A 25,103-nucleotide genomic window follows, 5' to 3' on the forward strand; every position below is an offset into this window, starting at 1 on the left:
GCGGCTCCCTCAGTGCGACGCGATGAACCGCTGGCTGTAGATCAGTCGGGGTGCGCCGCCGTCGTTGACGAACACCCGGTACTCGACGGTGCTGGGAACCCGGCCGGGGCCCGCGTAGTCGGTGTAGGTCTGGAGGTAGAAGCGCCGGCCCGCCTTCGTCTCCTGGGCCAGGACGCCTTCCAGAGCCTTGACCGGCCCCTGGTTGAGCTCACTCGGCTGCGGCGTCAGGTTGAAATGGCGCCCGTCGCCACCGAACTGCCTGCCGAGGCCGTGCGCCTGATCCGTGCCACTCGCCTTGCCCCCCATCCGCCAGGCACCCAGTTCCTGATCGGCGTGCCGCGTGCCCTTGGTGGTCCGCAGCCAGCCCTCGGCCAGCAGCGGACGGCCGTGCTGGTCGAGCACATGGTGGTGCGGACCGCCGAGGTCGCCGAAGAACCGCGGCTCCGGGTCGAGACGGGGGTGGAAGCCGTCCTCGGCTCCGACCCGCTCGACGACGGGCCGAGGATGCGCGCCTCCCCCGCTGGTCGCGGCGGGCTTCTTCTTGGGTGGGGCGGTGGTCTTCGGGGTGGGCGCGGTCTTCTTCGACGTCGGTTTCGTCGTCTTCTTCGGAGTGGGCGCGGTCTTCTTCGACGTCGGTTTCGTCGTCTTCTTCGGGGTTGACGTGGTCTTCTTCGGCGTCGGTTTCGTCGTCGTCTTCTTCAGGGTGGGCGCGCTCTTCTTTGCGGCTGGACCCTTCTTGGGGGCCGCGGTGGACTTGGGCGGCGGGGCGGCTGTGTGTGCGACCGGCGGTTCGGCGGCCGAGGGCTTGGGAGCCGGGTGTGATTCCGGGGCCGTCGGGTGTGGTTCGGGGGTGGGCGAATTCGGTGCCGGATGCGGTTCTGGCGCCGTCGGCGTCGGGGCATGCGGCGGGTCCGGGGCGGCGGCTGCCTCCGCGGCGTGCTTCTCCAGCGTCGTCACGGCTGTCTTGGCGGCCTTCTTGTCGACGAAGCCGAGGAGTTCGAGGAGGAAGGTCCTGAGGCGTTCGAGGAGTTCGAAGAACGGCTTGAGGACGGGTTCGAGCCACTGCATGGGCTTGCTCAGCAGGGCGGCGATGAGGTCCTCGATCACCTTGATACCGGCGCCGACCTTCTCGGCGACATTGCCCACGCGGGCCAACAGGCCGCCCAGCTTGCCGAGTTCGGCGCCGATCGCGGCGACCGCCTCACCCGCTCCGAAGCTGAAGACGAGGAGCAGCGTGTTGCTGACGACCGCGCCGACGTCGTAGCCGATGTTGTAACCGATCCTGGACCACTGCGTGTTGGTGAGCTTCTTGCGGTTCTCGACGGCCCAGCGCTCCAGTCGACCGGCGTAGCCGGCGGGAGGTTCGGCGGGGCGGGCGGGCTGCTCCTCCTCCTTGCCGGAGAAGTGGAGGATCATGGCGTGGGCGGCGTGGCCGCCGATCTGGCCGGCCTTCGCCTCCAGCCCTCTCATCACCTGGTCCGGCAACTCGATCGCGTGCTTGAGGAGTTCGAGCGCGCTGAGGTTCTTGCCCGTGTCCTTCAGGAAGGTCCGGAAGTCGTTTCCCAGCGCGCGGGCCTTGGCGATCAGTTCCTCGGGGTGTTCCCACGCCGCACGGCCCAGGTCCTCCGCCATTTTGTTCAGTTCCTCGGCCAGTACGACGATCCCGAACAGGTCGGTCACCGGGCTGATGAAGCCCAGGATCGAACCGGCCTCGTAGGCGAGGACGAAGTCCCGGAGGTTGCGAGGGGTGGCCAGCTCCTTGACGCCCGCTGCCAGATCCGCCAGGGAAACCTCGTGCGCCAGGGTGGACACGAAGCCGTAGACGGCCGCCCCGGTGACGCGCAGGGTCGGCCCTCCGGGCAGCTGTGAGATGACGGCGTCGGTGGCCATGCGCACCAACTGGCCCTTGAGCCCGGTCGGTTCCGGAGACTGGACGGCTGCCACAGTCTCGTGTGTCGCCTGGTTGCCCGCCGCCCGCTGGGAGTCCAGGAGACCACCGGGGCCGGACGGCGCCTTGGCGGCCTCGGTCGTCGGGCCGCTCGTGGTGGCGGTCGCCGACTTCGCGGGGAGCCGCGTCCTCACCGTCGCGTCAGCCATCGGTCGCTCCGGGCAGGGCCTCGTCCGCGAGCTCCTTGCCCATCTTCTGGTACTCGCGGCGCACCGCGTGCAGCACGTGGGCCGCCGTCACCGGTCCCGCCCCGGCCAGGAACGCGGCGGCCAGGGCGACGTTCTTGATGTGGCCGCCGCTGAGCGTGTACCGGGCGGCCAGCGCGTCGGTGTCGACGTCGGGGGCGAGCGGCACGTCCTGGGGCCAGATCCCGCGCCAGATCCGGGCGCGGCTCACCTCGTCCGGGAACGGGAAGCGGACCGTGAACGCCAGCCGTCGGGTGAAGGCCTCGTCCAGGCTCTGCCGCATGTTCGTGGCGAGCAGGGTGAGGCCCGTGAAGGCCTCCATGCGCTGGAGAAGGTAGGCGACCTCGATGTTGGCGTAGCGGTCGTGGGCGTCGCGGACCTCGCTGCGCCGGCCGAGCAGGGCGTCGGCCTCGTCGAAGAGCAGGACGGCACCCGCGCGTTCGGCGGCGGCGAAGATCCGGTCGAGGTTCTTCTCGGTCTCGCCGATGTACTTGCTGACCACGCCGGCCAGGTTGATCCGGTAGAGGTCGAGGTGCAGTTCCCCGGCGAGGACTTCGGCGGCCATGGTCTTGCCGGTGCCCGGCGGCCCGGTCAGCAGGACGCCGGCCCCTGTGCCCCTGGAGAGTCTGCGCCCGAAGCCCCACTCCCGCAGGACGCGGCCCTGCCCGGCCACGCGCGCGCAGATCTCGCGCAGCGCGGCGAGTTCGTCCGCGGGCAGCACGAGATCGTCCCACCGGGCCCGGGGTTCGATCCGGTCGGCCAGCTCGGCGAGTTCGTGCCCGACGGTGGCGCGGGCGGCCGCCGAGAGCTCGGGGAGCGTGTCGCCGCGTGTCGCGTCGGCGGCTTCGGTGATCGCGCGCGGGGTGAGCGGGTAGCGCTCGGCCAGGACGTCGAGATGGGCGGCCGCGACCGCCCGTCCGGCGAGGGCCGAGGCCCAGTACGTCCGCCGCGCCACCGCATCAGGGGCCGCGAACTCATAGGTGATCAAGGGATGTTGACGGTACGTCGGCGTCGGCTGCCAGGGCGCGACGCCGGTCAGTACGGCGGGCCCCGGCGCCTCGGCCAGTGCGCGGGGCACGAGCTCGCGCCGCGGTGCGTCCAGGGCGTCGGCCCCGTCCAACAAGGGGATCGCACCGTACAGTTCGGCCTCGCGCAGGAAGCAGAAGAGGGCTTCGTCGAAGGCTGAGGGGTCGGTCGGTGTCAACGACAGCTCGCCGTGGAGCAAGGGCCTGCCGAGGAGAGCGGCGGCCGTCCGGGCGGCCCGCTTCCGCCCCGACCCGGGTCGGCCGCGCAGGTAGATCCGGTGGCCGGCCAGCAGCAAGTCCCTTATTTCCGTGGCCTGTTCGGCGACCGGCCCAGGGTCTGTGGGCATGAGTCGGCACCAGCCCGCCAGCCGCCGGTCCAGTCCCGGCACCTCCAGAAGCACGTCGACGATCTGTTCGTCCGGCACCACGTACCGCGCCGGCAGCGGCGGCTCGACCTGGTGCGGGTCGGGGACCAGGCGCACCAGCCGGTGCCGCAGCAGCGGGGCGTCCGCGGCGAAGGCCGAGCGGCGGCTCAGTTTGTCGGGGACGTCGTGGCACAGGAGGTTGAGCATGAGTTCCACGGTCGGCCGGCGTCGGGTCACGTCGTCCTGGAGGTAGCCGTAGAGGCGCTCGTAGCGCAGGTCGACCTCGGGGGCGACGGCCACCAGCAGGACGTTCTGCTCGAACGCCGATAGGTCGTAGCGCTCGGCGAGCCAGGCGGTTCCGGGGAGCCCGGCAGCCGTCCCCGGCCCCAGCGCGGAGACCCCCGGGTCCCGCTCCAACAGCCGGACCACGTCCTCGGCGCCGGTGTGCAGGCCGCGGAAGGCGTCCCGGGCGGCCCCGGAGCCGTACGACGCCGTGGCCGCCGCGACGGCCTCCGCCAGCCGGGCGTCGAGCCGGCGCAGGCTGTCCAGGATAGGCGGGGTCTTCGGAGAGCCGTCGACGTCCAGCAGGCCGCTCACCCCGGCCTCCCCGCCGCTGGCATCAACCCGTGGTTGACGTTCAGGTCGGCGGAGACCCCGTGCTCCTCCGGATGCCGGTAACGGCCGTACTCCTCACCCTCCTTGTCGCTCTCCACGACCAACGGGTTGGCCAGCGCGTACGCGTCGTGGCGGACGCCGGTGACCTGCCAGCAGACCTCGGTGCCGGGTTCGCCGCCGGCGATGGAGAAGCGGTTGTCCGACAGCTTGCGGGAGACGTGGAGGTCCGGGGCCGGGCGGCCCACCGCCGTGAGCTGGTACCGGAAGCGTTCGTTGAGCGCCTCGAACCAGTCCGGCAGGGTGATCTCGGCCCCGCCGGTCTCGTCGAGGACCACCTCACCGTCGTAGACGTTCTTCATCTCGTCGCTCTCGACGGCGCAGTGGCTCAGATAGCGGCCGGCCGGGTCGAGAGGATGGTCGATCATGAACTGGACGGCGCTCTTCGTGATCTTTCCGGAGACGACGAGGTCGCCCCAGAACTGGCCGGCCGGCTTACCGAAGGCGAACAGTCCTGTGCCGTCGCCGCTGATCGCGTGGAGGGCGAAGGTGTGGGCCGAGTAGGCGGCCAGGGCCGAGAGGTTCGCCTCGTCGGTGGTCACCTGAAGCTTGCACTCGGGGTCCTGGGTGCCCATGCCCACCCGGCCGTTCTTCAGGGAGATCCCCGGCCGCCACCACCCGTCGTACTTGTCGTAGAGCGTCGGCACCCCCCGCTGATCGGGCGTGCCCCCGTTCGCGTCGATGTTGATCGCGAACGCCGGCCTCTTCTGCGCGTTGAGGATGCCGATGGCCGTGCTGTCGGACTGGGCGAGCAGCGGCACATGCGTGACGGTCGACGCGCCCGTGCTGTCCTCGTCGGTGAAGCCGCCCTGGTCGATGGCGTGCACCCGGGCCAGTGCCTGGGTGCGGCCGACGCAGAGCCGGTCCCGTACGACCGCGTCGCCGGCGACGTCGAGGTCCACGTCCGGGGTGGTGGTGCGGATGCCGACGCGGCCGCGCAGGACGGTGGTGCCGAGGACCGTGCTGGTGCCGTGGACCGAGGCGGGGCCACGGACCACGGCCCCGCCGGTGACGTCGAGCTGGGTCTCCGGGACCGCGGTTCCGATGCCGACGCGGTCCCGGAAGACGGCGGTGCCCTGGACGTCCAGGGGTGCCTCCGGCTGCGTGGTGCCGACGCCGACCCGGCCGGAGGAGGGTGCCACCCACAACGCCGAGGCGTCCCCGTCCGGCGGCTGTACCGACAGGCTCTGCGCCTTCAGTACCAGCCCGCCGTTCCGCAGCGCCCGCAGCTCACCCGCCGACACCTCGCTCGCGATGGCCAGCGCGCCGACCCTTTCCACGGCGGTCCGGGACAGCCGGACACGGTTCGGGGAACTTCCCACCGCCCGGCGGTTCACGACGTCCAGCCCGGTCACCTTGCCGCCCGCGTCGATCACGACCTCGGCGAGGATGATCTCCGTGTCGTCGTCGACGAACTCTTCGGGCTTGCGCAGCCGCAGCAGCGGGGTGGTCTCCGTGTTGAAGGCGCCTGCGGCGATGCCGGTGAAGTCGAAGGTCTCCGCCCAGGCGATGGTGAAGTACCGGCTGCCGCTCAGCCCTTGTGTGGACAGCACCACCCCCAGCTGAGCGACCGTCACCAGGCTTCCGTCCTCCAGCTTGGCGTGCCCGCCGACGGCCAGCGGCAGCAGCCGGCCCCGCCCGTCCAGCGCCACGCCGGGCCCGACCCGCACGCCCTGCTGGCCCACCGTCGTGTCGACGGCGAGCCCGACGGCCACGCCCTTGTCATGCAGGGCCGAGCCGTGCAGCCGGTGCAGCGGTACGTAGAACCCCTCCTGGTCCTGGCGGCTCTCGCGCAGTCCGGTGTCCCCCTGGCGGGGCTCGGGCGGGCTGACCGTCGGGTCCGTGTAGTCGGTGCGGACAAGCCTCTCGGTCATCTGGGAACCCCTTAGTTGGCGCCGATGGCAGTCAGACGGGTGGTCAGGGCGGACGCCGGGCGCTCGTGTTCCAGGGCGTCGGCGAGGCTTCGCAGGGCCGCCCGCTGGTCCTCCGTCGTGGCGCCCGTCCTGGCGAAGTGCACGATCACCCCGATCTCGTGGGGCGCGGCACGGAAGTTCCGGCGGAGTGCGGCGTTCGGTCCCGTCTCGTCGCGGCTGAACGGCTCGCCCCCGTCACAGAGGTAGACCGTGCCCTCGCCGCGGACCATCCCGCGCGGGAACACCAGGCCGCCCGGCTCGGTCGCCCTGGTCACCCGGGGCGGGTCGGCGCGCAGGTCCACCCGGTACAGGGCCGGCGGGCGCAGCGTGCGGCGCAGGTAGGGGCGGTTGGGGTCCTGGTCGGGCTGGAGGCCCACGTCAAGGACGAGGAGCAGGTGGGTGTCCTCCTGGAGGATCGCGTACGGCGCCAGGAGCGGGTTGTCCGCTGGGGGGACGTTCGCCAGCAGTGGTGTCGGGGCGCCCCCGGCCGGGTCGACCCGGAACAGCTCCGCCGGTCCCTCGGCGCGCGCGTCACCGATGACGAGACGACCGTCGGGGCCGACGAGCAGGGAGCGCGGGACCGTCAGCCCGGGCAGCGCGATCGTGCGCGGCACGGCGGCCGGGGCGGCGAGGTCGATGTCGAGGACCCGCTTGTCCTTCTTGTTGAGGAGGTAGAGACGGCCGGCCTCGCACACCGCCGCCGCGACGTCCACGACTCCCTTGACCGAGGCGTGCGTCGCCACCGTCTGCTGCTGGTACGGCGTCGCCGAGTCCACCCGCGACAGCCGCAGCCCGGTCTGCTGCACGTCGAGGACGTACAGCCGCCAGCCGGGCGGCGTCGCGTCGACCGCGACGGCCACCGGTGGGGCGAGGGCCCAGCCCGCCGGGCCGAGGGGGCGCGGCACGGGCGGGCCACCGGTCCAGTCGGCGTACCCGCCGGTCCGGGTGATCCGCCAGACCCCCGGCGCTGGCACGGCGCCGACCCCGCCGGCGTCCCCCACCACCAGGTCGCCGTCGGGGGTCATGGCCATGCACTGCGGGCTGACCAGCCCCGAGTGGGCGGGGGTGCGGTCGGGGGCCGGACGGAGGTAGGGGCCCTGGGAGAGCAGGGCGTTGACCCGGGACTCCTCGCCGGGCGCCGGCCTGCTGAACAGCACCTTGGCTCCGGCGTCGAGCGTGATCCGCTGCCGCTCCGGCACCGGAACCGCCAGCTCCAGCAGCCCCGCCAGCCCGGCGGACGTACCCCGCAGCAGATGCAGCCGCATGATCCCGGCCACGACCCGGCGCCGCTGCTCGGTGGTCCAGCCGGACCGCAGCTCGAACCCCAGCCAGCCGGCCAGCCAGGGGAGGAACTCCGCCGGGGTGCGGGCGGGATCGTAGAGGTCGGGCAGCGCGTCGATGGTGCTCATGACCGGGGTGCCGGGGGTGGCGACCCCGTCGTCGATGCCGTCGAGGAGTTTCTCGAAGGCCGACAGCAGGTCGCCCAGGTCCCGCGAGCGCAGGACCGACGGCAGGTGGTCGAGGTAGGTGCTCATTCCTCCGCCCCCGTGGCGTCGCAGGTGCCGAAGCAGACCAGTTCGTAGTCGGTGAGCTGCACCTGCGGGCCGTAGGCCGCCGGGAGCGGGAGGGGGCGGTGCAGGTCGTTGTTCCAGGCCTCGCCGGTCTGGTGGTACGGCGGTGGGGTCACCGGCCGCATCCGCAGGTCGGCGAGGTAGCCGATCTCGGTGTCCGGCTGGACCGCCTGGTACAGGTCGGGCAGATGGACGCTCTGCCCGACCTGCCAGCCCCGCCCGCCCGGGCCCCCGTACACCGGGTGCAGGAATCTGGCGACCCGCTCCTTCACCCGTGCCGTCTCCGCCGCCAGACCGCTGGTCAGATGCATGTCGACGGCACGCTTGAAGACCCGTACGTCGACCGTGACGTCGACGGGCAGATAGCGCGGCGGCTGCACCTCCAGGCGGGCGGTCACCTCGCGTCGCGGGTCCAGGGCGGCGATCACGTCGTGCACGAGGACGACCGGCGGCATCGGCTGCGGTTCGGCCGCCCCGAGGTCCGGGACCACGATGAGGTTCACATGACCGGGCGCGCGCAGGATCGAGGCGTACGTCCACGGGTCGCCCTTCAGCCACCTCGCCGACGGGCCGTCCCTCTCCTGCGTCCGGGGGGCCAGACAGCGCACGGTCGCGACCCCCGGCACCTGCCGGGCGAGGAACTCGTAGTCCTCCGCGGTGATCGCCCGGTCCCGGGTGCGCAACAACCGCGGTGCCCGTGCCTTGGTCTCCTCGATGGGCTCCTCGTCCAGCCCGCCGGTGCCGGGCACGAGGTTGGTCACCGAGACGATCCCGGGCACGCCCTCGGCGAGCGTGGTGACGGTGCCGGGCAGCACGTTGCCCGCGGCGCCCGTGGCGACGTACCGGTAGACGGCCGCGATGTCGGAGCCCTGCGGCGGCACGGACCCGACGGTGCCGAAGACGACCTCCCCGGTGACCGGGTCCAGGCGCACGGCCTTGTCCCGTCCCGGCTCCCGTTCCTCCGCGAGGGCCCAGCGCTCGCCGTCGACGAGGACGCGGACATGGTCGTAGGGGGAGTCCCCGCCCGGCTGCCGGTGGACGGGCCGGTTGCGCAGTTCGTACGTCTGGCGCGGGGCGCGTCCCGCCGTGCCGAGCGACTCGGGGACGTCCCGGCCGGCTGTCGGTGCGGTGGTCGCCGGGACGGTGCTGGGCAGGAGGTGCCGTACGCGGATCACGGCGTCCCGTGCGGGATCGCCGGGCTCGTTCGGGTTGGCCAGCTTCAGGCCGATCCAGCGGCGCGGCTTGCCCGGCTCCGGCTTCGGACCGGCCGCCGGGAACGGCCAGCCCGCCGGGTCGACGGCCGCCCACTGCGGGGCGGCGGGCAGGCGCAGCCGCACCTGGCCCGCCTGGGACAGGGCGCGGGTGGTGTCCTTTTCCACCGTGAGGGCCGGCCAGTTGGCGGGGTCGGTGCCGCCCGCCGAGAACACCCAGCTCACGGTCGCCGGTTCGCCGGAGGCGGGCCGGCCCGGCTCGCCGTAGACCTCGAGGCGTTCGACGGGCTGGGTGAAGGCGGGGTCGAAGCCGAGCAGGAGATAGCCGGTGCCGCCGTCGGGGACGCGGAGCTCCGCGCCGTCCGTGCCGCCGAGGAGGTCGGCGGTGCTGACGAGGTGGCGGACGGTCGTCGACAGCCCGGCGGGCAGGGCCAGGACCTCGGACTCCGTCTGGAAGACGACCGGTGCCTGGGACTCGCTGCCGGTGGTCTGGGCCCAGGTTCCGGCGGGCACGGTGGCGGTCTGGCCGGGCTGGGCGGTGAAGGTGAGGAGGGTGGCGGCGGGGAGGGCGGGCAGGCGGGTGATGCCGAGGAGGTTGAGGAAGGCGGTGTAGTTCTTCTCCGGGACCTGGTTGAGGCGGTAGATCAGGCCCTCGACGAGCCAGGCGAACAACTCGACCAGCGCGATGCCGGGGTCCGCCGGGCCGAGGTCGCTCCAGCGCGGGGCGTAGTGCTTGATCAGCTCCTGGGCCTCGGCCACCAGGTCCGCCCAGCGCCGGTCGTCCAGGTCCGGCGGGAGCGGCCGACCGCGCTCGGCGCTCATGAGGGCTGCTCCAGGGGGAAGGCCAGTGAGAGGGTCTGGCGGCCTTCGTCGCTCTTGATCCGGTAGGCGAGGTCGATGGTGAGGACGGCGGCTCGGGGGTCGTTGCCGACCGTGATCTCGGTGACCTCGATGCGTGGTTCCCAACGGGCCAGTGCCGAACTCACGTAGTGGCGGGCCAGGTTGGCGGTGGCCGGGGTGTTGGGCGCGAAGGCCAGGCTGTGCAGGTCGCAGCCGAAGTCCGGGCGCATGATCCGCTCCCCCGGCCGGGTGCCGAGGACGATCAGTACCGCCTGCCGTATCCGCTCGGCCCCCGAGGACTCGGCGAGCGCGCCGGTCGCGTCGAAGCCGACCGGGAAGGCCACGCCTTTGCCGTCCACGGTCATTCCCCCTTCAGACAGCTCTGGCCGGCGGTCGCCGACAATGCCCCGCCCGTCGGCGGGTCCTGGGGTGTGACGGGCGGGATGACCCCGTCGGTGGCGCCGGTGAACCCGTCGGTGGTGAGGACCGCGGCGACGCCGTTCACGGTCAGCAGGCCGCCGGAGGCGGAGACCGGCGGTACCACGTTCACGCAGGTCTTGGCGGCGGGCGGCTGGTTCGGCTTCGTGCAGCCGGCGACCGTGAGGCCCACGAAGTCCTCCCCGGTCACCACACTCTTGTCGTTGACCGTCAGCGGGTGCCGGGGTACAGGTTTCACGGTCCCTTGGTTCTGGCAGGTGAACGTGCTCGCCGTGGTCAGTACGTAGCCGCTCATACCGCCCCCCGCCTGCTGACGTCCATCGTGCCGCCCACCTTCACCTTGACGTTGACGGCGACGATCTCGACGTCCCCGCCCGCCGTGAAGGTGAGCGAGCTGCCCGACGTGTGCTCGACCACGATCTTCTCCATGCCCGGGGTGTCGTCGAGCGTGATGCTGTGCCCGGCCGGGGTCTTGATGCGGCGGACGAGGTTGACGCCGGGCGCGGCGGTCACCGGCTTGACGGTGGTCGTGGACCACAACGACCCGATGACGTAGGGCCTGTTGAAGTCGCCGTGTTCGAACGCCACCAGCACCTGGTCTCCGGCGCCCGGCAGGCAGAACATCCCCGCGTCCGACCCCGACATGGGGGTGGCGACGGGCGCCGCCACCACGTCCGGGATGTCGGAGAACCACGGGAACCGGATCGACACCTCGTACCGGCTGGGGTCCACCGCGACCACCTCCGCCACCACGACACCCTGCGGAGACTCGGGCCGGTCCGGCGGCGGGTCCTCCGACAGCGCCTTGCGCAGCAGCTGCGTCACATGCGCCCCGGCGCGCTGCGTCACCTCGAACTCGCTGCGAAACCCCCGGGAGTCGAGGGTGTGCACCACGCGCTTGAGCCGGTACATCCCGCTGAACCGCTTCCCCACGCCCCGCACCGACACGAACCGGCCCGCCCGCAGCTCGGGCAGTCCCCCGCAGGTGCCCGTGGCCTCGTACATGCCTTCGAGGAGCTGCTGGAGAAGGGATTTGGCGAGGGCGATCGCGTCCAGCGGGGTGGCCACCTGCCTGCCGCGTACGACCCGTCGCCCGAGCCCGGTGAGCGCCCCGAGGGCGGCGCTGCCGAGCCGTTCCAGCAGCGCGTCCAGGTCCAGCGCGGTCGCGCTCATCACGCCCACGACGCTCTGGGCGAGCTCCTGGCTGTAGCCGCGCACCACCTGCGTCCCGGCCATGCCGGAGTTGGCCACCCGAGGGCTGAAGCTGGAGAGGTTGGTGCCCCATTCCAGGACCGGTGCCTCGGTCTGCGGGCGCGGGAAGCGGAAGTACAGCTTGTCCCACCACACGTACACGTCGAAGAAGTTGGCCGCCGCGCGCTCCTTGAGCAGCGCCATGTCGGTGGAGGCGCGGTGCAGCGCGCTGTGCGAGAACGGTGCGGGGTCGACGACCGGGATCAGGCCGGCCTCCAGGGCGATCTGCGCGGCGATGGCGCTGTCGTTGCTGAAGCGGAACGCCGGCCGGTCCGGCATCTCGTGGCGCAGCCGGTGCGACTTGTCGTAGCCCCGGACGGTGAACGTCGGCGCCCCCGACTCGGGGAAGTCGGGCTCGATGGAGGCGATCTCGCCCAGCATCATGGGCGTGAGCCTGTCGCCGTAGCCGAGGTGGATCTCGACGTTCTTGCCGAGCTCGAAGAGCGGTGAGTCGGTGAAGCGGTGGCCGCTGTTGTCGAGGACGACGGTGAACATGTCCGCCAGTTCAAGGGAGTTGTCGTAGCGGACGCTGAGCAGATGGCGGCTCACGTCGGCGGCGAGGGCGACGCCGGAGATCCTGATCTCGGCCCGGGGGGCGAAGGTGTCCATGGCTCACCGCTCCGGGATGACGAGGGGCCGGCCGGGCGGCAGGCGCAGCGGGTCGGTGAGCCGGTTGGCGTCGGCGATCTCCCGCCAGCGCGCCGGGTCGCCCAGGTATTCCGCCGCGAGACCGGCGAGGGTGTCCTTGGCGGTGATGTTGTGCAGGGTCGGTGGGCCGGCGAAGAAGCCCCGCTGGGTCTCCAGTTCCACCTCGGTGTACTCGCGGAAGGCCACCGACAGCCGCGCCCGTACCGGCGTGCCGTCGGGCAGGAACATGGTGAACCGCTGGTCGACGGAGGCCAGTACGCACCGGAACGCGAACCTGCCCATCACGAACAGCAGCACCGGCGGGGCGAAGGTGCGCGGCGCCGGGTCCAGCAGCCGGACCAGACGCCGGGTGTACGTCCGGACGTCCTCCTGCTGCTCATAGGTGTCGAAGAACAGCTCCATGGTCAGGGTGCGGACCCGGCCGCGCACATACTGCACGGGAGGGGCGGCGAGCCCCGGGATGCCGATCTCGGCCAGCTCGTTGCCCTGCTCGATCCGGTATTCGTCGGGGTTGTACATCACCGGGGTGCGCTCCCCGGTGCGGGTGTCGACGATCAGCGCCTTGGCGAGTTGCGCGGCCACCGTCAGGCCCCCCGTTCCAGCTCGATCGCGAGATCGGCCCGCAGCTGCCGTGCCGCCCCGTCCCGCAGCTCACCGCGCAGCACTTCGCGGACGACGTCACGCAGCGCCTGGGGGTCCAGAGCCTGGGAGGGGGGTTCGGAGTGGCGGTCGGGGCGGGCGGTCATGGGGTGGGCGGCGGTGCCGGTGGCGGATGATCCGGTGGCGGAGGGCGGGGCGGGCACAGGCGTCGACGGTGGGGAGACGGCAGGCGACGGCGGCCGTCCGGCGGCCTCGTGAGGCGGCGCTCCCGGCACACGGACGCCTGCCGGGCCGTGCAGGAACTCCGACTCCACGGCGAGCGCCGCGCGTTCCTCCTCGGCCGCGCCGCTCGCCGTGGCCCGGTGCGGCGCGCCTCCGGTGCGGCCCGGCTCGGTGGCGTGCCAGACCTCGTGGGCGAGCAGGGCCAGCCGCTCGGGTCGCGTGGCCCGCGGGCCGCCGAGGAAGACGTCCTCGCCCAGGGTGACGGCGTCCGCGCCGTGGGCCGCCGCGATCGTGGCGGCCTGCTCGTCGTCGTGGACGCGCACCCGGTCCACGTCCGGGCCGACGACGGGGGCGAGTCGCTCGCGCAGGTCGCCGCGGAGCGGACTGCCCTCGTGCCGGGAGGCGTCCGGAGCCGGCGCCGGGCGTGAAGCCGGCCATGACGCGGGGGTGTTCACGGAATCCGGCCAGCCCAGCTGCGCGGGTGGCGACTCGTGTCCGACCGGCGGCACCCGTACCTCCGTGCGGCGGCGCGGGCTCGTCTGCGGCACGGGCAGGGACCGCCCCCGCGCCAGCACCGGTGCGAGCGCGGCCCGCCAGCCGGGGTCGGCCGTACGGCGCGCGAGCAGCGCGCGGGCCTGCGCGGCCAGGCGCTCGCCCACGGTCGGGCCGTACGAAGGACGCCCGGGCTGTTCCGGCCGCTCCGGCTGCTCCATGTCGTCACCCCCTGTCGATCTGGGCGAGCACGGTGCGCAGCCAGCGGCGGCGCTCGGTGTGCTCCAGGTTCATCAGCTCGGTGTGGGTCCAGTGGACGTGTCGTCCGAGGTGGGCGACCTCCTGGTAGACCCGCTCCAGGGGGTAGCCGTGGATTCCCCCGGCGGCGGGGCCTCCATCTCGAAGCCGGCCTCGCAGTGCGGGCAGGTGACCGCGAGCAGCGGCGGTGACAGGCCGTTGAGGCGGTTGTAGAGCTCCTGGAGGTAGGTGACGTCCTGGGAGAACAGGCCCTCGACGACTCCCGGGTTGACCTCGGGCAGGGTGCCGAGACGGACCACCACGCGGGCGAGCAGGACGACGATCAGGTACGGCGGCAGCGCCCGCACCCGCGGATCCTTCATGGGCAGGATCTCGTCGGCCGCGGTCGCCAGCCGCATCACCCCGTCCCGGTGCAGGGTGCCCTCGCCGTCGAGGTAGCCCAGGGGCAGGGTGAACTCGTACTCCGTGCTGAACACGGAAGGGCTGTCCGGCACGTCACACCGCCCGCGTGATGCCCTCGTGGACGAGGACGAGGGTCTCCACCGCCGTCTCGTGCCCGGTGGCGTGGAAGGCGGGGCCTTCCCACTTGGTCGGCCAGGCGTTGACGAAGTTCCAGCGCACCACCTCGCGTTTGTTGGCGAGGTCGTACACGACGATCGAGCCGTTCTTGCGCAGCACCCGGCCCTCGATGATGGCCTGGCGCCACTCCCACAGTTCGGTGGAGTCGGTCAGCCCCCATTTGAGGGTGAGGTCGGAGTAGGTGGTCTTGCCGGGGGCTTTGAGGACGGTCGTGTTCTGGCCGCCCTGCCGGTTCTCGATGACCTCGGTGACCGACTCGATGCCGGTGCACTCCATGAAGCTGGCCTGGGCGATGCCGTCCAGCTCGACGAGGAAGTTGAAGTTCGTGTACGGGTCGACCCGTACCCCTGTCTGCGCCATCGCGGCCTAGCCCTCCCTGACCTCGGAACCGCCCTGCGACATACCGATCCGGACGACGACGAACTCCGCGGGCCGCACCGGGGCCACCCCGATCTCCACCACGAGCCGGCCGAGATCCCGTACCGCGGGCGGGTTGTTCTCGTCGTCGATCTTCACGTGGAAGGCCTCGGCGGCACTCGCGCCGAACAGCGCGCCGTCGGTCCACACCCGGGTGAGGAACTCGCTCACCGTGCGCTCGACGCGCTTGCGCAGCGAGAGGTCGTTGGGCTGGAAGACGGCCCAGCGCAGCCCCTCCTGGAGTGACTCCTCGATGAACAGGAACAGTCGCCGCACGTTGACGTAGCGCCAGGCCGTCTCGTGGCGGGGCGCGGTGGTCCTGGCCCCCCAGACCACCGGCCGCGCACTGCCGGCGAACGACTGGATGACATTCACCCCGGCGTCGTTGAGCTCGCCGAGTCCGGCCGTGTCCAGCACCCGTGTCACCCCGAACGCACCGGTGACGGGTTCGTTCGCGGGCGCCTTGTGCACCCCCTGTCCGGCGTCGCTGCGGGCATAGATCCCGGCCAGATGGCCCGAGGGGGGTACCGCCAGCGTGCCGCGGCCCGCCGGGTCGGCGATCATCAGCCACGGGTAGTACAGGGCCGCGTAGCCACGCTCCGAGGTCAGCTCCTCGCGGCGGCCCAGCACCCCGCCCTCGGCGAGCGGTGAGGCGGCGTCGGGGGCGTCCAGCACGGCGAACCGGTCGCCGGTCCGCTCGCAGTGCTCGACCACCTTCTGCTGCACGGTGGGCAGGGTCACGGCGTCCGGTACGCAGACGATGCTGACGTCGTCGACCCGCTCCAGCCCGGCCAGCGCCGTCTCGTACGCGGAGGCCTCGATGCCGTCGAGCCGGTCCGCGGTGCCGCCCGCCAGCGGGCTCGCGGCGAGCACCGCCGGCAGGTTGCCCGGGGCCGCGTGCACGCCGGGCTCCTCCGGCAGGGTCACCTCGACCAGCGGGGAGGAGACCAGTCCGGCGAAGTAGCGGCTGTGCCGGGGGTCCAGCGACAGCTCGTCGAAGGTCCTGACCCCGTTCGGGCCGGTGATGTCCAGCGCGAACTCGGCCGAGGTCACGGTGGTCGCGCCGGTGTAGCCGTTGGCCAGCGGGCCCGCGGTCTCGACCACGTCGCCGCTCACCCGCTCGACGACCACCGACTCGGTCGTGGCGCCCTGTTTGAGCGTGAGCACACTGCCCCGCTCGACGCCCCGCGGCTTGTCGACCCTGAACCGCCGCTGCCCGGTCTGGAGATCGGCCGTGCGTACGGTCTTGTCCTGGACGTCGGCCGCCAGCGGGGCGGTGAGCACGAGCTCCTTGCCGCGCACCCGGTCGACCTGCGCGACCGTGCCGCCGACGTCGACGAGGTCCCCCGCCACGAACTGTCCGGCGGCCTCCGCCGAGGGCAGGGTGACCACGCTCCCGGTGGCGTTCGCGTGGTCCGCCTTCACCTGGAGGACCTTGGCGTCCCGCACGATCTGTGCGTCCCGGACGGCGACCTTGATGGCGTTGCCCGCCGGGCCGTCCTCCCGCGCCCGGACGACCAGTGCCGGGTCCGCCGGTGTGCCCCGGTCGGTCAGTGTCCGCTCGGCCCGGGTGGCGGTACCGACCCGTACGACGTAGGCGACGGTGCCGCCGTTGTCGAAGAATCCGCGCACCGCGTGCGCCAGATACCGGCGCGGGGCGTTGATGTACTCACCGAACCGGTCGGTGAACTGCGTCCAGTTGGTGATCTTCACCGGTTCCCCGGTGGGCCCGCGCAGTGCGGGTCCGACGAAGGCCGCGGTGCTCGTGCCGACCCCTGCCACGGGCCCGGCGACGGTCAGTTCCTCGACATGGACACCTGGTGCTCGGTAATCCGGCATGCAAGCCCCCCTGATGCGCTGTGCACCTGGGGACATTGCAGCGAAGGCCATCGCGGGGCGCATGAGTACCCATCTACTCAAATCTCGCCATGCGAGTCATGAGCGAAATAAGGAAATAGAGCAGGTTCTCGAACAGACTTCCCGATCAGTCCCTAGGGGCCACGCTCACACTCCACCGCTGAACTATGGTGTCCCACCACATATCAGCCTGACCTGCGCCTTCCTACGGTGTGCCAGCACGTACAGCACCTACCCGTCCCCACAGCACACGAGGAAGTGGCGCTCATGGCCTCCGCAGCATCCGCTCCACCCACGCCCACCACTCCGGGCAACCTGAAGCGCATCGTCGCCGCCAGCCTCATCGGCACGACCATCGAGTGGTACGACTTCTTCCTCTACGGCTCCGCCGCCGCCCTCGTCTTCAACAAGCTGTTCTTCCCGGACTCCGACCCCCTGGTCGGCACCCTGCTGTCGTTCCTCACGTACGCCGTCGGTTTCGCCGCCCGCCCGCTCGGTGCCCTGGTCTTCGGGCACTACGGCGACCGCCTCGGCCGCAAGAAGCTGCTGGTGCTGAGCCTGCTGCTGATGGGCGGGGCGACCTTCGCGATCGGTCTGCTGCCCACGCACGCGACGGTCGGCTCGGCCGCTCCCGTGCTGCTGACCGCGCTGCGCCTGGTCCAGGGCTTCGCGCTCGGCGGCGAGTGGGGCGGTGCCGTCCTGCTGGTGTCCGAGCACGGCGACGCCAGGCGGCGCGGATTCTGGGCCTCCTGGCCGCAGACCGGCGCCCCCGCGGGCCAGCTCCTGGCCACCGGTGTGCTGTCCCTGCTCACCGCGGTCCTCTCGGACAGCGCCTTCACCAACTGGGGCTGGCGGATACCGTTCCTGCTCTCCGGTGTCCTGGTGATGGTCGGTCTGTGGATTCGTCTCTCTGTCGATGAATCGCCTGTCTTCAAGCAGGCGTTGGCACAGGCCGAGGCCCGCAAGGCCGAGCAGGACACCGGCCCGGAGAAGCTGCCCCTCGTCTCCGTGCTGCGCCACCACTGGCGCGATGTCCTGGTCGCGATGGGCGCGCGCATGGCCGAGAACATCAGCTACTACGTCATCACCGCCTTCATCCTCGTCTACGCCACCACCGCGGCCGACGTCTCCAAGCAGACCGCCCTCAACGCGGTCCTGATCGCCTCGGCGGTGCACTTCGCGGTGATCCCGCTGTGGGGCGCGCTGTCCGACCGCATCGGCCGGCGTCCGGTGTATCTGCTCGGCGCGGCCGGCATCGGCCTGTGGATGTTCCCGTTCTTCTCGCTCATCGACACCGGTGACTTCGGCAACCTGATCCTCGCCATCACCGTGGGTCTGGTGCTGCACGGTGCGATGTACGCGCCCCAGGCCGCCTTCTTCGCCGAGATGTTCGCGACCCGGATGCGTTACTCGGGCGCCTCGATCGGCGCTCAGTTCGCCTCGGTCGCGGCGGGCGCCCCGGCGCCGCTGATCGCCACCGCCCTGCTGGACGACTACGACAGCTCCACGCCGATCGCCCTGTACGTCATCGCCGCGGCGGTGCTGACGCTGATCGCGGTGGGCGTGGCCAAGGAGACCCGCGACCGGGACCTGGCCGACGTCGAGTCCACGGCCGACGCGGGGTCCGTGACGACGGCGACCGCGGACGCCCGCACCGTCTGATCACCCGCCCGCCGGCCCCCGTACGCGTCTCGCGTGCGGGGGTCAGTGCGGTGCGGGTGCGGAGAGTATGTGCAGCCGCAGCGCGAGCTGGATCTCCAGCGCGCGGGCGGGGCTCTGCCAGTCGTCGCCGAGGAGACGGCCGATGCGCTCCAGGCGCTGGGCGACGGTGTTCACATGGACGTGCAGTTCGTCCTTGGTGCGGGCCGGGCTCATGCCGCAGGCGAAGTAGGCGTCGAGGGTGCGCAGCAGATCCGTGCCGCGTCGTTCGTCGTACGAGACGACCTGGCCGATCGTGCGGTCGACGAAGCCGGTGATGTCGCGGTCGCCGGCCAGCAGCAGGCCCAGGAACCCGAAGTCCTCGGCGGCCGCGCCGTCCCCGGTGCGGCCGAGGAGCCGCAGCGCGTCGAGGCAGCGCCGGCCCTCCTCGTAGGCGGCGGTCACGGTGTCCGGGCGGCTGGCCAGGTCCTCAACGGGGGCGGAGGCGCCGACGGTGACGGCCTCGTGGACGGCCGTGCCGAGGTGGCGGGCGGTGCGGCGGGCCAGGGCGGTCGCGGTGTCGCCGGGTTTCAGGGGGAGCAGCAGGACGGTGCCGCCGTCGCGGGCGGCGGCCAGGCCGTGCCGGGTGGCGGCGAGGTGGGAGGCGGCGGACCACAGGCGTCTGCGGGCGTCGGCCTCCTGCTCGGCGTCGGCGGTGGTGCCGTCGAGGCGGGCGGCGAGGACCACATGGGTGGCGTCGAGGTCGGCGTGCAGGCGGGAGGCGCGCTCGCGCAGGAGGCGGGGGTCGCGGTCGCGGGCGTCGAGGAGGTCGTCGAGGAGCTCGCCGCGAACGCGTTGTTCTGCCTCGGCGGCGGAGCGTCTGGCGAGCAGGAGCAGCGAGGTGACCATCGCCGCGCGCTCCAGGGTGAGCTGGTCTACGGGGTCGAGTCCGGGGTGGCCGTGCAGGACGAGCGCGCCGAGGAGTTCACCGCCTGCGGCGACGGCGGCGATCCAGTCGTCGCCGTGCCGTACCGCGTGTCCTTCGGCGCGGGAGGTCTCCAGGGCGTCGGCCGGTGCGGCGCCGGCGTCCAGGAACTCGACCGTGCCGTGCAGGACCTCGGCGACGGCCGCCGCCACGTCGTGCACCCCGCCGCCGCGCAGGACGAGTTCGGCGAGCCGGTCGTGGACGTCGGAGGCGCGTTCGATGACACCGCTGCGGTCGCGGATGATCTCGTTGGCCCGCTCCAGGTCGGCGAGGGCCGAGCGGGTCTCGGTGAGGAGGTTCGCGGTGTCGATGGCGGCCGCGGCCAGCGCGGCGAAGGAGCCGAGCAGCGCGATCTGCTCCCGCTCGAAGACCCGGGCACGCCGGTCGGCGGCGAACAGCACCCCGATGACGTGGTCCCCCAGCGTCAGCGGCACGCCGAGGATCGCCACCAGGCCTTCGTCCCGCACCCCGGCGTCGATGGTGCGGGTGTGCTGGAAGCGGTCGTCCTTGAAGTAGTCGTCGGTGACATAGGGGCGGGCGGTCTGCGCGACGAGGCCGCCGAGCCCCTCCCCCATGCCGAGCCGCAGCTGCTGGAAACGGGCGGCGACGGAGCCCTCGGTGACCCGCATGTAGGTGTCGCCCCGGGCCGGATCGTTGAGGCTGAGGTAGGCGACGTCCGTGTTGAGCAGCGACCGGGCGCGCTGGACGATCGCCCGCAGCACGGCGTCCAGGTCGCGCAGTCCCGCCAGGTCGTGCGCCGTCTCGAAGAGCGCGGACAGCTCGGCCTCGCGGCGGCGCCTGCCCTCCAGCTCCGAGCGCACGCGCAGCGCGACCAGCTTGGCCTCCTCCAGCGCGGCGATCCGCTCGGCGGGGTGTCCCTCGGCGCGGGCGAGCAGCACCGGCTGCTCGTAGGCGTCGGCGGACGCGCCCCGGGCCAGCAGGGCGAGGAACGGGGCCTCGGCGCTGCCGGTCGGGCGTTCGGCGGACTGCACGTGATCGCGGGACATGCTCACAGGATTCCTCATCGCACGCTCACCTCGTCAGCCCTGTGGAAAACCCCGGAGGGCCGCACGGCTCAGTGCGCCGTCCAGCCCCCGTCCAGCACCAGGGACGTGCCGGTCACGAACGAGGCGTGCGGGCCGCACAGATACGCGACGGCGTCGGCGACCTCCGCCGGCTCGATGAGCCGCTTGACCGCGCTGTCCTGGAGGAGCACCTCGGTCAGGACGCGCTCCTCGGGGATGCCGTGCGCCCGTGCCTGGTCGACGAGCTGCTTCTCGACCAGGGGGGTGCGCACATAGGCGGGGTTCACGCAGTTGGAGGTGACCCCGTGCGGGGCGCCTTCCAGGGCGGCCGTCTTGGACAGGCCCTCCAGGCCGTGCTTGGCGGCCACGTACGCCGACTTGAAGGCGGAGGCGCGCAGTCCGTGCACCGAGGAGATGTTGACGATGCGGCCCCAGCCCTGTCCGTACATGTGCGGCAGGGCGCCCCGCACGAGCCGGAACGGGGCCTCCAGCATCACGGTGAGCACCGTGTGGAAGACGTCGGGCGGGAACTCCTCGATGGGGCGCACCAGTTGCAGCCCGGCGTTGTTGACCAGGACGTCGGTCCCGGCGGCGGCGAGTTCGGCGGCGTCCAGGTCGGTGAGGTCGAGGACGTGCGGTTCGACGGCGCCCGCGAGGTCGCGGGCCGCGTCGACGAGTTCCTCCAGCCCCGCGGCGTCCCGGTCCACCGCTCTCACCTTCGCGCCGGCCGCGGCCAGCCGCAGCACGCAGGCGCGCCCGATGCCGCCGGCGGCGCCGGTGACGAGGGCGGTGCGGCCGCCGAGGTCGAGCGTGGGGGCGTGGGGGGCCGGGAGGGCGCGCGCAGCTGTCATGACACGACCCTAGGCAGCCGCCGCACCTCACCCCATGTGGCCGCAGCCCATACTTCAGCCGGTTCCAGTGGGGTCGAACCATGTGGGTGCGTCCGCCAGGGCCTGCTTGATGCGGAACTTCCCGAACTCGTTCAGCTCCGGCAGGGCGTCCACGTCGAACCAGCCCACCTCCAGCGACTCGTCGTCGTTGACCCGGGCGTCGCCCCCGACGGCACGGCAGCGCACGGTGATGTCCATGTACTGGCAGACGTCACCGTTGGGGTAGGTGATCGGCTCCAGCGCCTGGACGAGGACGATCCGCTCGGCGACGCAGCGCACCGCCGTCTCCTCGAACACCTCGCGCACCGCGCAGGCGGCGGGCTGCTCCCCCGGCTCCGGGATGCCGCCGATCAGCGACCACCGTCGGGTGTCGGAGCGGCGGTTCAGCAGCACTCTGCCCTCGCCGTCGAAGACGACGGCGGCGACCCCGGGGAGCCACAGCAGCTGGTGACCGACGGAGGCACGGAGATCACGGATGAAGTCGGGAGTAGCCATGCCCCGACCCTAACTGTCCGCTTCCACCCGCCTGTTGCGCACGCGCGCGGAGATCGCCCAGCCCAGCCCGCCCGCGGCCACCAGGACCAGCAGCATTTCGGGCAGGGTGCCGAACTTCGTGGCCGGGGTCTCGGAGGACCGCAGGGGCACCTTCTGCACGAGGGAGTCGGCGACGAACATGCCGGTCTTCTGGGTGATCCGCCCGTCCGGCATGATGATCGCGCTGACGCCGCTGGTGACCGGAACGGTCACGGTCCGGCTGTGCTCGACGGCGCGCACGCGGGACATGGCGAGCTGCTGGTAGGTCATCTCGCTGCGGTCGAAGGTGGCGTTGTTGCTGGGCACGGAGATCAGCTGGGCGCCGTCGGTGACCTCGGAGCGCACGGTCCAGTCGAAGGCCGCCTCGTAGCAGGTGACCAGGCCGACCTTGGCGCCGGCCATGGTGAACACACCCGGTTCGGTGCCGCGGCTGAAGTCCTGGCGGACCATCGAGGTCCAGTCGCTGTTGATCGCGCCGATGAGCGAGCGCAGCGGGAGGTACTCGCCGAAGGGCTGGATCTGCCGCTTGTCGTAGGTGTCGGTCGGGCCCTTCACCGGGTCCCACAGGATCTGCTCGTTGTAGAGCTTGCCGTCGCGCTCGACGACGCCGCCGACCGAGATCGGCACGCCGATCGCCTTGGCGGCACCGTCGATGACGGCGCGCGCGTCGGAGTTGGCGAACGGGTCGACGTCGGAGGAGTTCTCCGGCCACAGCACGAAGTCGGGCTTGGGCACCTTGCCGGCCCTGACCTTCGCGGCCAGCCGCTCGGTCTCCCGCGCGTGGTAGTCGAGGACGGCACGCCGCTGGGCGTTGAAGTCGAGGCCCGCGCGGGGCACGTTGCCCTGGATGAGGGCGACGGTCACGGTGCCGTTCTCCGCCTTGTCGCTGACCAGCGGGCGGGCGGCCAGCGCCCCGAGGACGGGGACGACGAGGCTCAGCAGGGCGACCGCGGCGGCCGACCTGCGTATCTCCTGGCCACGGCGCTTGGCGACGGCGACGCGGACGACGTCGTAGAGCCCGAAACCGCACAGGACGACCGCGAAGCCGAGCACCGGGGTGCCGCCCACCGCGGCCAGCGGCAGGAAGACGCCGTCGGCCTGGCCGAAGGCGATCTTGCCCCAGGGGAAGCCGTTGAACGGCACACGCGCGCGTGCCGCCTCGCCGGCGATCCACAGGGCCGCCGACCACAGCGGGGCGCCGGGCAGCTTCGACACCGTGGCGATGCCCGCGCCGACCAGCGCGACGAAGATCGCCTCGATCGCCACCAGCGCGATCCAGGGCCCGGGGCCGACCTCCACGCCGGTCCACACCAGCAGCGGCAGCAGGAAGCCGAGGCCGAAGAGGTAGCCGAGGCCCAGGCCCGCCTTCCAGCTGCGGCCGCGCAGCACCCAGCCGAAGACGCCGAAGGCGGGAAGCGCGAGCCACCACAGGGTGCGGGGCGGGAAGCTGACGTAGAGGAGCACTCCGGAGAGCGCGGCGGCGAGGGCCGGGACGAAGCGCACGAGGCGGGCCCCGCGCGGGGCGGCGGCGAGCGGCTGAGCCTGGTCCGACTCGTCCACGGATGTTGCGGTGACGGTCACTCCGGGAGTGTACGGCGGGTGACCTGGGCACCGACAGCGCGGTCCACATGGCAGCACGGCCACCGGCCCCGCTCCGCCGACCCGTGCCACATCCGTCCTGCACAACTCGTCCACAAACCGTCCATCAGCGGTTACGGTGTGCCGGAGCCTTTGTCGCGCGGCCGGTCAGGCGGCGGTGCGACGGCGTGCGGTCGGTCAGGCGGCCGTACGAGCGGGCCCGGCACAGGTCGTGGGGAGACCGGTTCGGGGGGTCTGGTGGGATCCACGGGGATGACGTCTGCGTCCGGTCCTGGGGAGGACGGCGACAGACGAAACGTTTCTGACGCGGCGGGTGTCGTGGTGCTGGGGGCCTGCGCCGTGTGGGCCCTGGTCACGGCGGCCGTGCACGACGGCCGTCCCGAGGGCGTGCTGCTCGCGGTCCTCGCGGTGGCCGCCGGATACGCGGCGGGCCGTATCAGCGGCGCGCTCCTGCCGGTCGCGGCGCTGTGCGCGGCGGCGTCGACCGGGGTCGGCCTGGTGGTGGCCACCCCCCGGCTGTCCCCCGGGCCCGAGATCGTCGCACCGCTCGGTCACGCCGGCGGCACCGCGGCCGTGCTGACCCTGTCCACGGGTGCCGCGTGTTGTGCCGCGTGGGCCGCGCGCACCCCGGCACGGCGGCTCGCGTTGCGCGGTGCGGCCGCAGGCATCGTCGTGACGGCCGGGATCCTCGGCTCGGTCGGTGGCTGTTTCGCGAGCGCCGCGGTGCTGCTGGCCTCGCTCGCCGCCGGCCGGATGCGCGGCCACCGGGGCGCGGGCTTCGCCGGGCTGGCTCTGACGGCGGCTCTCACCACGGCGCTGCCCTGGGCGGTCGCCGGGAAGGCGCTGCCGGAGGGGCTCACCGTGTCGCTGGAGGGCCAGCTGACCCGGCACCGGATCGACCTGTGGCACGACGCCCTGCACCTGGCGCACCACGACGCCGCGCTGGGCGTGGGCCCCGGCCGCTTCGGCGAGGTCAGCGCCACCGCGACCCGCACCCTGCTGTCCGACGGCAAGCCGCACTCGGCATCGCTGCAGCAGGCGGCGGAACAGGGAGTCGTCGGTGTGCTCCTGCTGGCCGGGGTGTTCTGCTGGATGCTCTACACGCTGTGGCGCTCCCGGCGTCCGGCACCGGTCGTGCTCACCGCCGGGGCGGCGCTGACGGTGCTCGCGGCGATCGCCTCGGTGGGCAACGCCCTCAGCTTCACGACGGTGTCTGTCGGCGCCGGACTGCTGGCGGGACTGGCCACGGCCCGTCCGCTCACGGACGAGTCACCGCTTCGGGAGGCGGAGGTACGCCCCGCGGGCGGCCGACTGGCTCCGTGACCTCAGTGCGCCGCACCGGGCGTCCGCGGCCGCAGCCGGTCCCGGATGATCTGTACGGCGGCCTCGGCGTCGTCCACGGTGATCGTGAACGTGTGTCCGTCCCACAGGCTCAGCCGGACGCCCTCACCACGGCGGACGACGACGGCGGTGCCCTTCTCGGGCCGCCAGCGGTAGCCCCAGCCGCCCCAGTGCCGCGGGGTGACATGCGGGTCGACCTCGGCGCCGGCCACCGACGACAGGGGGATGCGGCGGCGCGGCAGGCCGATGTGGCCGCAGCGCACCTCCAGGGACTCCTCGTCGACCTTCAGGGCGACGTGCACGAACGCGAGCGTGCCGAACAGGACCAGCAGTCCGGCCGCGATGCAGCCGACGACGGCCATCGCGAGCGGGGCGATGCCGGTGGTCCAGGCCGAGTCGACGGCCAGTTCGATGCCGAGCGCCAGGCACGCGGCGCCGACGAGCGCCAGCAGCCACTGGAACCGGTTGGTGGCCCGTCCGGTCCAGACAGGGGGATGCGGCACGTTCTCGCCGTGGGGGTGGTCCCTCATGCCTATGAGGTTACTCAGGTTTCGCCGCGCGGGTAGCGCGTCGCGGAGAGTGACCGGTTCGGGAAGGGC

General features: G+C 72.5%; 20 protein-coding genes. 2 read left to right on the forward strand and 18 right to left on the reverse strand.

All coding sequences use genetic code 11. The annotated features are described in order from the left end of the window. Nucleotides 1-9: 9 nt before the first annotated feature. The 13 genes from EJC51_RS06980 to EJC51_RS07040 form a co-directional block, all read right to left on the reverse strand. Nucleotides 10-2,097, reverse strand: coding sequence for a DNA/RNA non-specific endonuclease (locus EJC51_RS06980; RefSeq protein ID WP_126270238.1), 2,088 nt, complete (start codon nucleotides 2,095-2,097; stop codon nucleotides 10-12). Then, nucleotides 2,090-4,120 carry an ATP-binding protein gene (locus tag EJC51_RS06985; RefSeq protein WP_207924883.1) on the reverse strand — a complete coding sequence of 677 codons (2,031 nt, stop codon included), beginning with the start codon at nucleotides 4,118-4,120 and terminating at the stop codon, nucleotides 2,090-2,092. The genes EJC51_RS06980 and EJC51_RS06985 overlap by 8 nt, the downstream gene beginning before the upstream one ends. After that, nucleotides 4,117-6,069 carry a hypothetical protein gene (locus EJC51_RS06990; protein ID WP_126270239.1) on the reverse strand — a complete coding sequence of 651 codons (1,953 nt, stop codon included), beginning with the start codon at nucleotides 6,067-6,069 and terminating at the stop codon, nucleotides 4,117-4,119. The genes EJC51_RS06985 and EJC51_RS06990 overlap by 4 nt, the downstream gene beginning before the upstream one ends. Nucleotides 6,070-6,080: 11 nt before the next feature. Continuing rightward, nucleotides 6,081-7,643 (reverse strand): phage tail protein, encoded by a 1,563-nt coding sequence (locus EJC51_RS06995; RefSeq protein ID WP_126270240.1) that lies wholly within the window; start codon nucleotides 7,641-7,643, stop codon nucleotides 6,081-6,083. After that, nucleotides 7,640-9,712 carry a baseplate J/gp47 family protein gene (locus tag EJC51_RS07000; RefSeq protein ID WP_126270241.1) on the reverse strand — a complete coding sequence of 691 codons (2,073 nt, stop codon included), beginning with the start codon at nucleotides 9,710-9,712 and terminating at the stop codon, nucleotides 7,640-7,642. The genes EJC51_RS06995 and EJC51_RS07000 overlap by 4 nt, the downstream gene beginning before the upstream one ends. After that, on the reverse strand, nucleotides 9,709-10,089 hold the full coding sequence (locus EJC51_RS07005) for a GPW/gp25 family protein (protein WP_207924882.1): 381 nt from the start codon (nucleotides 10,087-10,089) through the stop codon (nucleotides 9,709-9,711). The genes EJC51_RS07000 and EJC51_RS07005 overlap by 4 nt, the downstream gene beginning before the upstream one ends. Before the next feature lie 2 nt (nucleotides 10,090-10,091). Then, nucleotides 10,092-10,406 carry a hypothetical protein gene (locus EJC51_RS07010; RefSeq protein ID WP_126270243.1) on the reverse strand — a complete coding sequence of 105 codons (315 nt, stop codon included), beginning with the start codon at nucleotides 10,404-10,406 and terminating at the stop codon, nucleotides 10,092-10,094. A 53-nt stretch (nucleotides 10,407-10,459) separates the two neighbouring features. Further along, on the reverse strand, nucleotides 10,460-12,028 hold the full coding sequence (locus EJC51_RS07015; protein WP_126270244.1) for a phage baseplate assembly protein V: 1,569 nt from the start codon (nucleotides 12,026-12,028) through the stop codon (nucleotides 10,460-10,462). Nucleotides 12,029-12,031: 3 nt separating this feature from the next. Next, nucleotides 12,032-12,649: a CIS tube protein gene (locus EJC51_RS07020; RefSeq protein WP_126270245.1), complete on the reverse strand. Its 618-nt coding sequence runs from the start codon at nucleotides 12,647-12,649 to the stop codon at nucleotides 12,032-12,034. Nucleotides 12,650-12,651: 2 nt separating this feature from the next. Beyond that, on the reverse strand, nucleotides 12,652-13,602 hold the full coding sequence (locus EJC51_RS07025; RefSeq protein ID WP_126270246.1) for an eCIS core domain-containing protein: 951 nt from the start codon (nucleotides 13,600-13,602) through the stop codon (nucleotides 12,652-12,654). 4 nt (nucleotides 13,603-13,606) lie between these two features. Then, nucleotides 13,607-13,807 (reverse strand): DUF6760 family protein, encoded by a 201-nt coding sequence (locus EJC51_RS49540; protein ID WP_399584436.1) that lies wholly within the window; start codon nucleotides 13,805-13,807, stop codon nucleotides 13,607-13,609. Between the two features lie 327 nt (nucleotides 13,808-14,134). Next, a complete protein-coding gene (locus EJC51_RS07035) occupies nucleotides 14,135-14,578 on the reverse strand; it encodes a phage tail protein (RefSeq protein ID WP_126270247.1) in 444 nt (147 codons plus the stop codon). Nucleotides 14,579-14,584: 6 nt separating this feature from the next. Continuing rightward, a complete protein-coding gene (locus EJC51_RS07040; RefSeq protein WP_126270248.1) occupies nucleotides 14,585-16,474 on the reverse strand; it encodes a phage tail sheath subtilisin-like domain-containing protein in 1,890 nt (629 codons plus the stop codon). A 285-nt stretch (nucleotides 16,475-16,759) separates the two neighbouring features. On the opposite strand from EJC51_RS07040, the gene EJC51_RS07045 reads away from it, so the two are divergent. Next, nucleotides 16,760-18,154 carry an MFS transporter gene (locus EJC51_RS07045; RefSeq protein ID WP_126270249.1) on the forward strand — a complete coding sequence of 465 codons (1,395 nt, stop codon included), beginning with the start codon at nucleotides 16,760-16,762 and terminating at the stop codon, nucleotides 18,152-18,154. A 42-nt stretch (nucleotides 18,155-18,196) separates the two neighbouring features. Here EJC51_RS07045 and EJC51_RS07050 read toward each other — a convergent pair whose 3' ends face one another. The 4 genes from EJC51_RS07050 to lnt all read right to left on the reverse strand — a co-directional run bounded on the left by EJC51_RS07050 (nucleotide 18,197) and on the right by lnt (nucleotide 23,145). Further along, nucleotides 18,197-20,122, reverse strand: a complete 1,926-nt coding sequence (locus tag EJC51_RS07050) for a helix-turn-helix domain-containing protein (protein ID WP_126270250.1) — start codon at nucleotides 20,120-20,122, stop codon at nucleotides 18,197-18,199. A 68-nt stretch (nucleotides 20,123-20,190) separates the two neighbouring features. Continuing rightward, the gene (locus tag EJC51_RS07055) at nucleotides 20,191-20,991 is read right to left on the reverse strand and encodes a 3-hydroxybutyrate dehydrogenase (protein WP_126270251.1); all 801 of its coding nucleotides are present in this window, start codon (nucleotides 20,989-20,991) and stop codon (nucleotides 20,191-20,193) included. A gap of 54 nt (nucleotides 20,992-21,045) precedes the next feature. Next, nucleotides 21,046-21,525: an NUDIX hydrolase gene (locus EJC51_RS07060; protein WP_126270252.1), complete on the reverse strand. Its 480-nt coding sequence runs from the start codon at nucleotides 21,523-21,525 to the stop codon at nucleotides 21,046-21,048. A 9-nt stretch (nucleotides 21,526-21,534) separates the two neighbouring features. Further along, nucleotides 21,535-23,145 carry an apolipoprotein N-acyltransferase gene (gene lnt / locus EJC51_RS07065; RefSeq protein WP_126270253.1) on the reverse strand — a complete coding sequence of 537 codons (1,611 nt, stop codon included), beginning with the start codon at nucleotides 23,143-23,145 and terminating at the stop codon, nucleotides 21,535-21,537. A gap of 270 nt (nucleotides 23,146-23,415) precedes the next feature. Here lnt and EJC51_RS07070 point away from each other — a divergent pair, with 270 nt between their 5' ends. After that, the gene (locus EJC51_RS07070; protein ID WP_126270254.1) at nucleotides 23,416-24,486 is read left to right on the forward strand and encodes an O-antigen ligase family protein; all 1,071 of its coding nucleotides are present in this window, start codon (nucleotides 23,416-23,418) and stop codon (nucleotides 24,484-24,486) included. A 2-nt stretch (nucleotides 24,487-24,488) separates the two neighbouring features. Here the strand turns inward: EJC51_RS07070 and EJC51_RS07075 are convergent, their stop codons facing one another. Then, nucleotides 24,489-25,034, reverse strand: a complete 546-nt coding sequence (locus tag EJC51_RS07075; RefSeq protein WP_126270255.1) for a hypothetical protein — start codon at nucleotides 25,032-25,034, stop codon at nucleotides 24,489-24,491. Nucleotides 25,035-25,103: the final 69 nt, after the last annotated feature.

Source organism: Streptomyces aquilus (assembly GCF_003955715.1).
Taxonomy (GTDB): domain Bacteria; phylum Actinomycetota; class Actinomycetes; order Streptomycetales; family Streptomycetaceae; genus Streptomyces; species Streptomyces aquilus.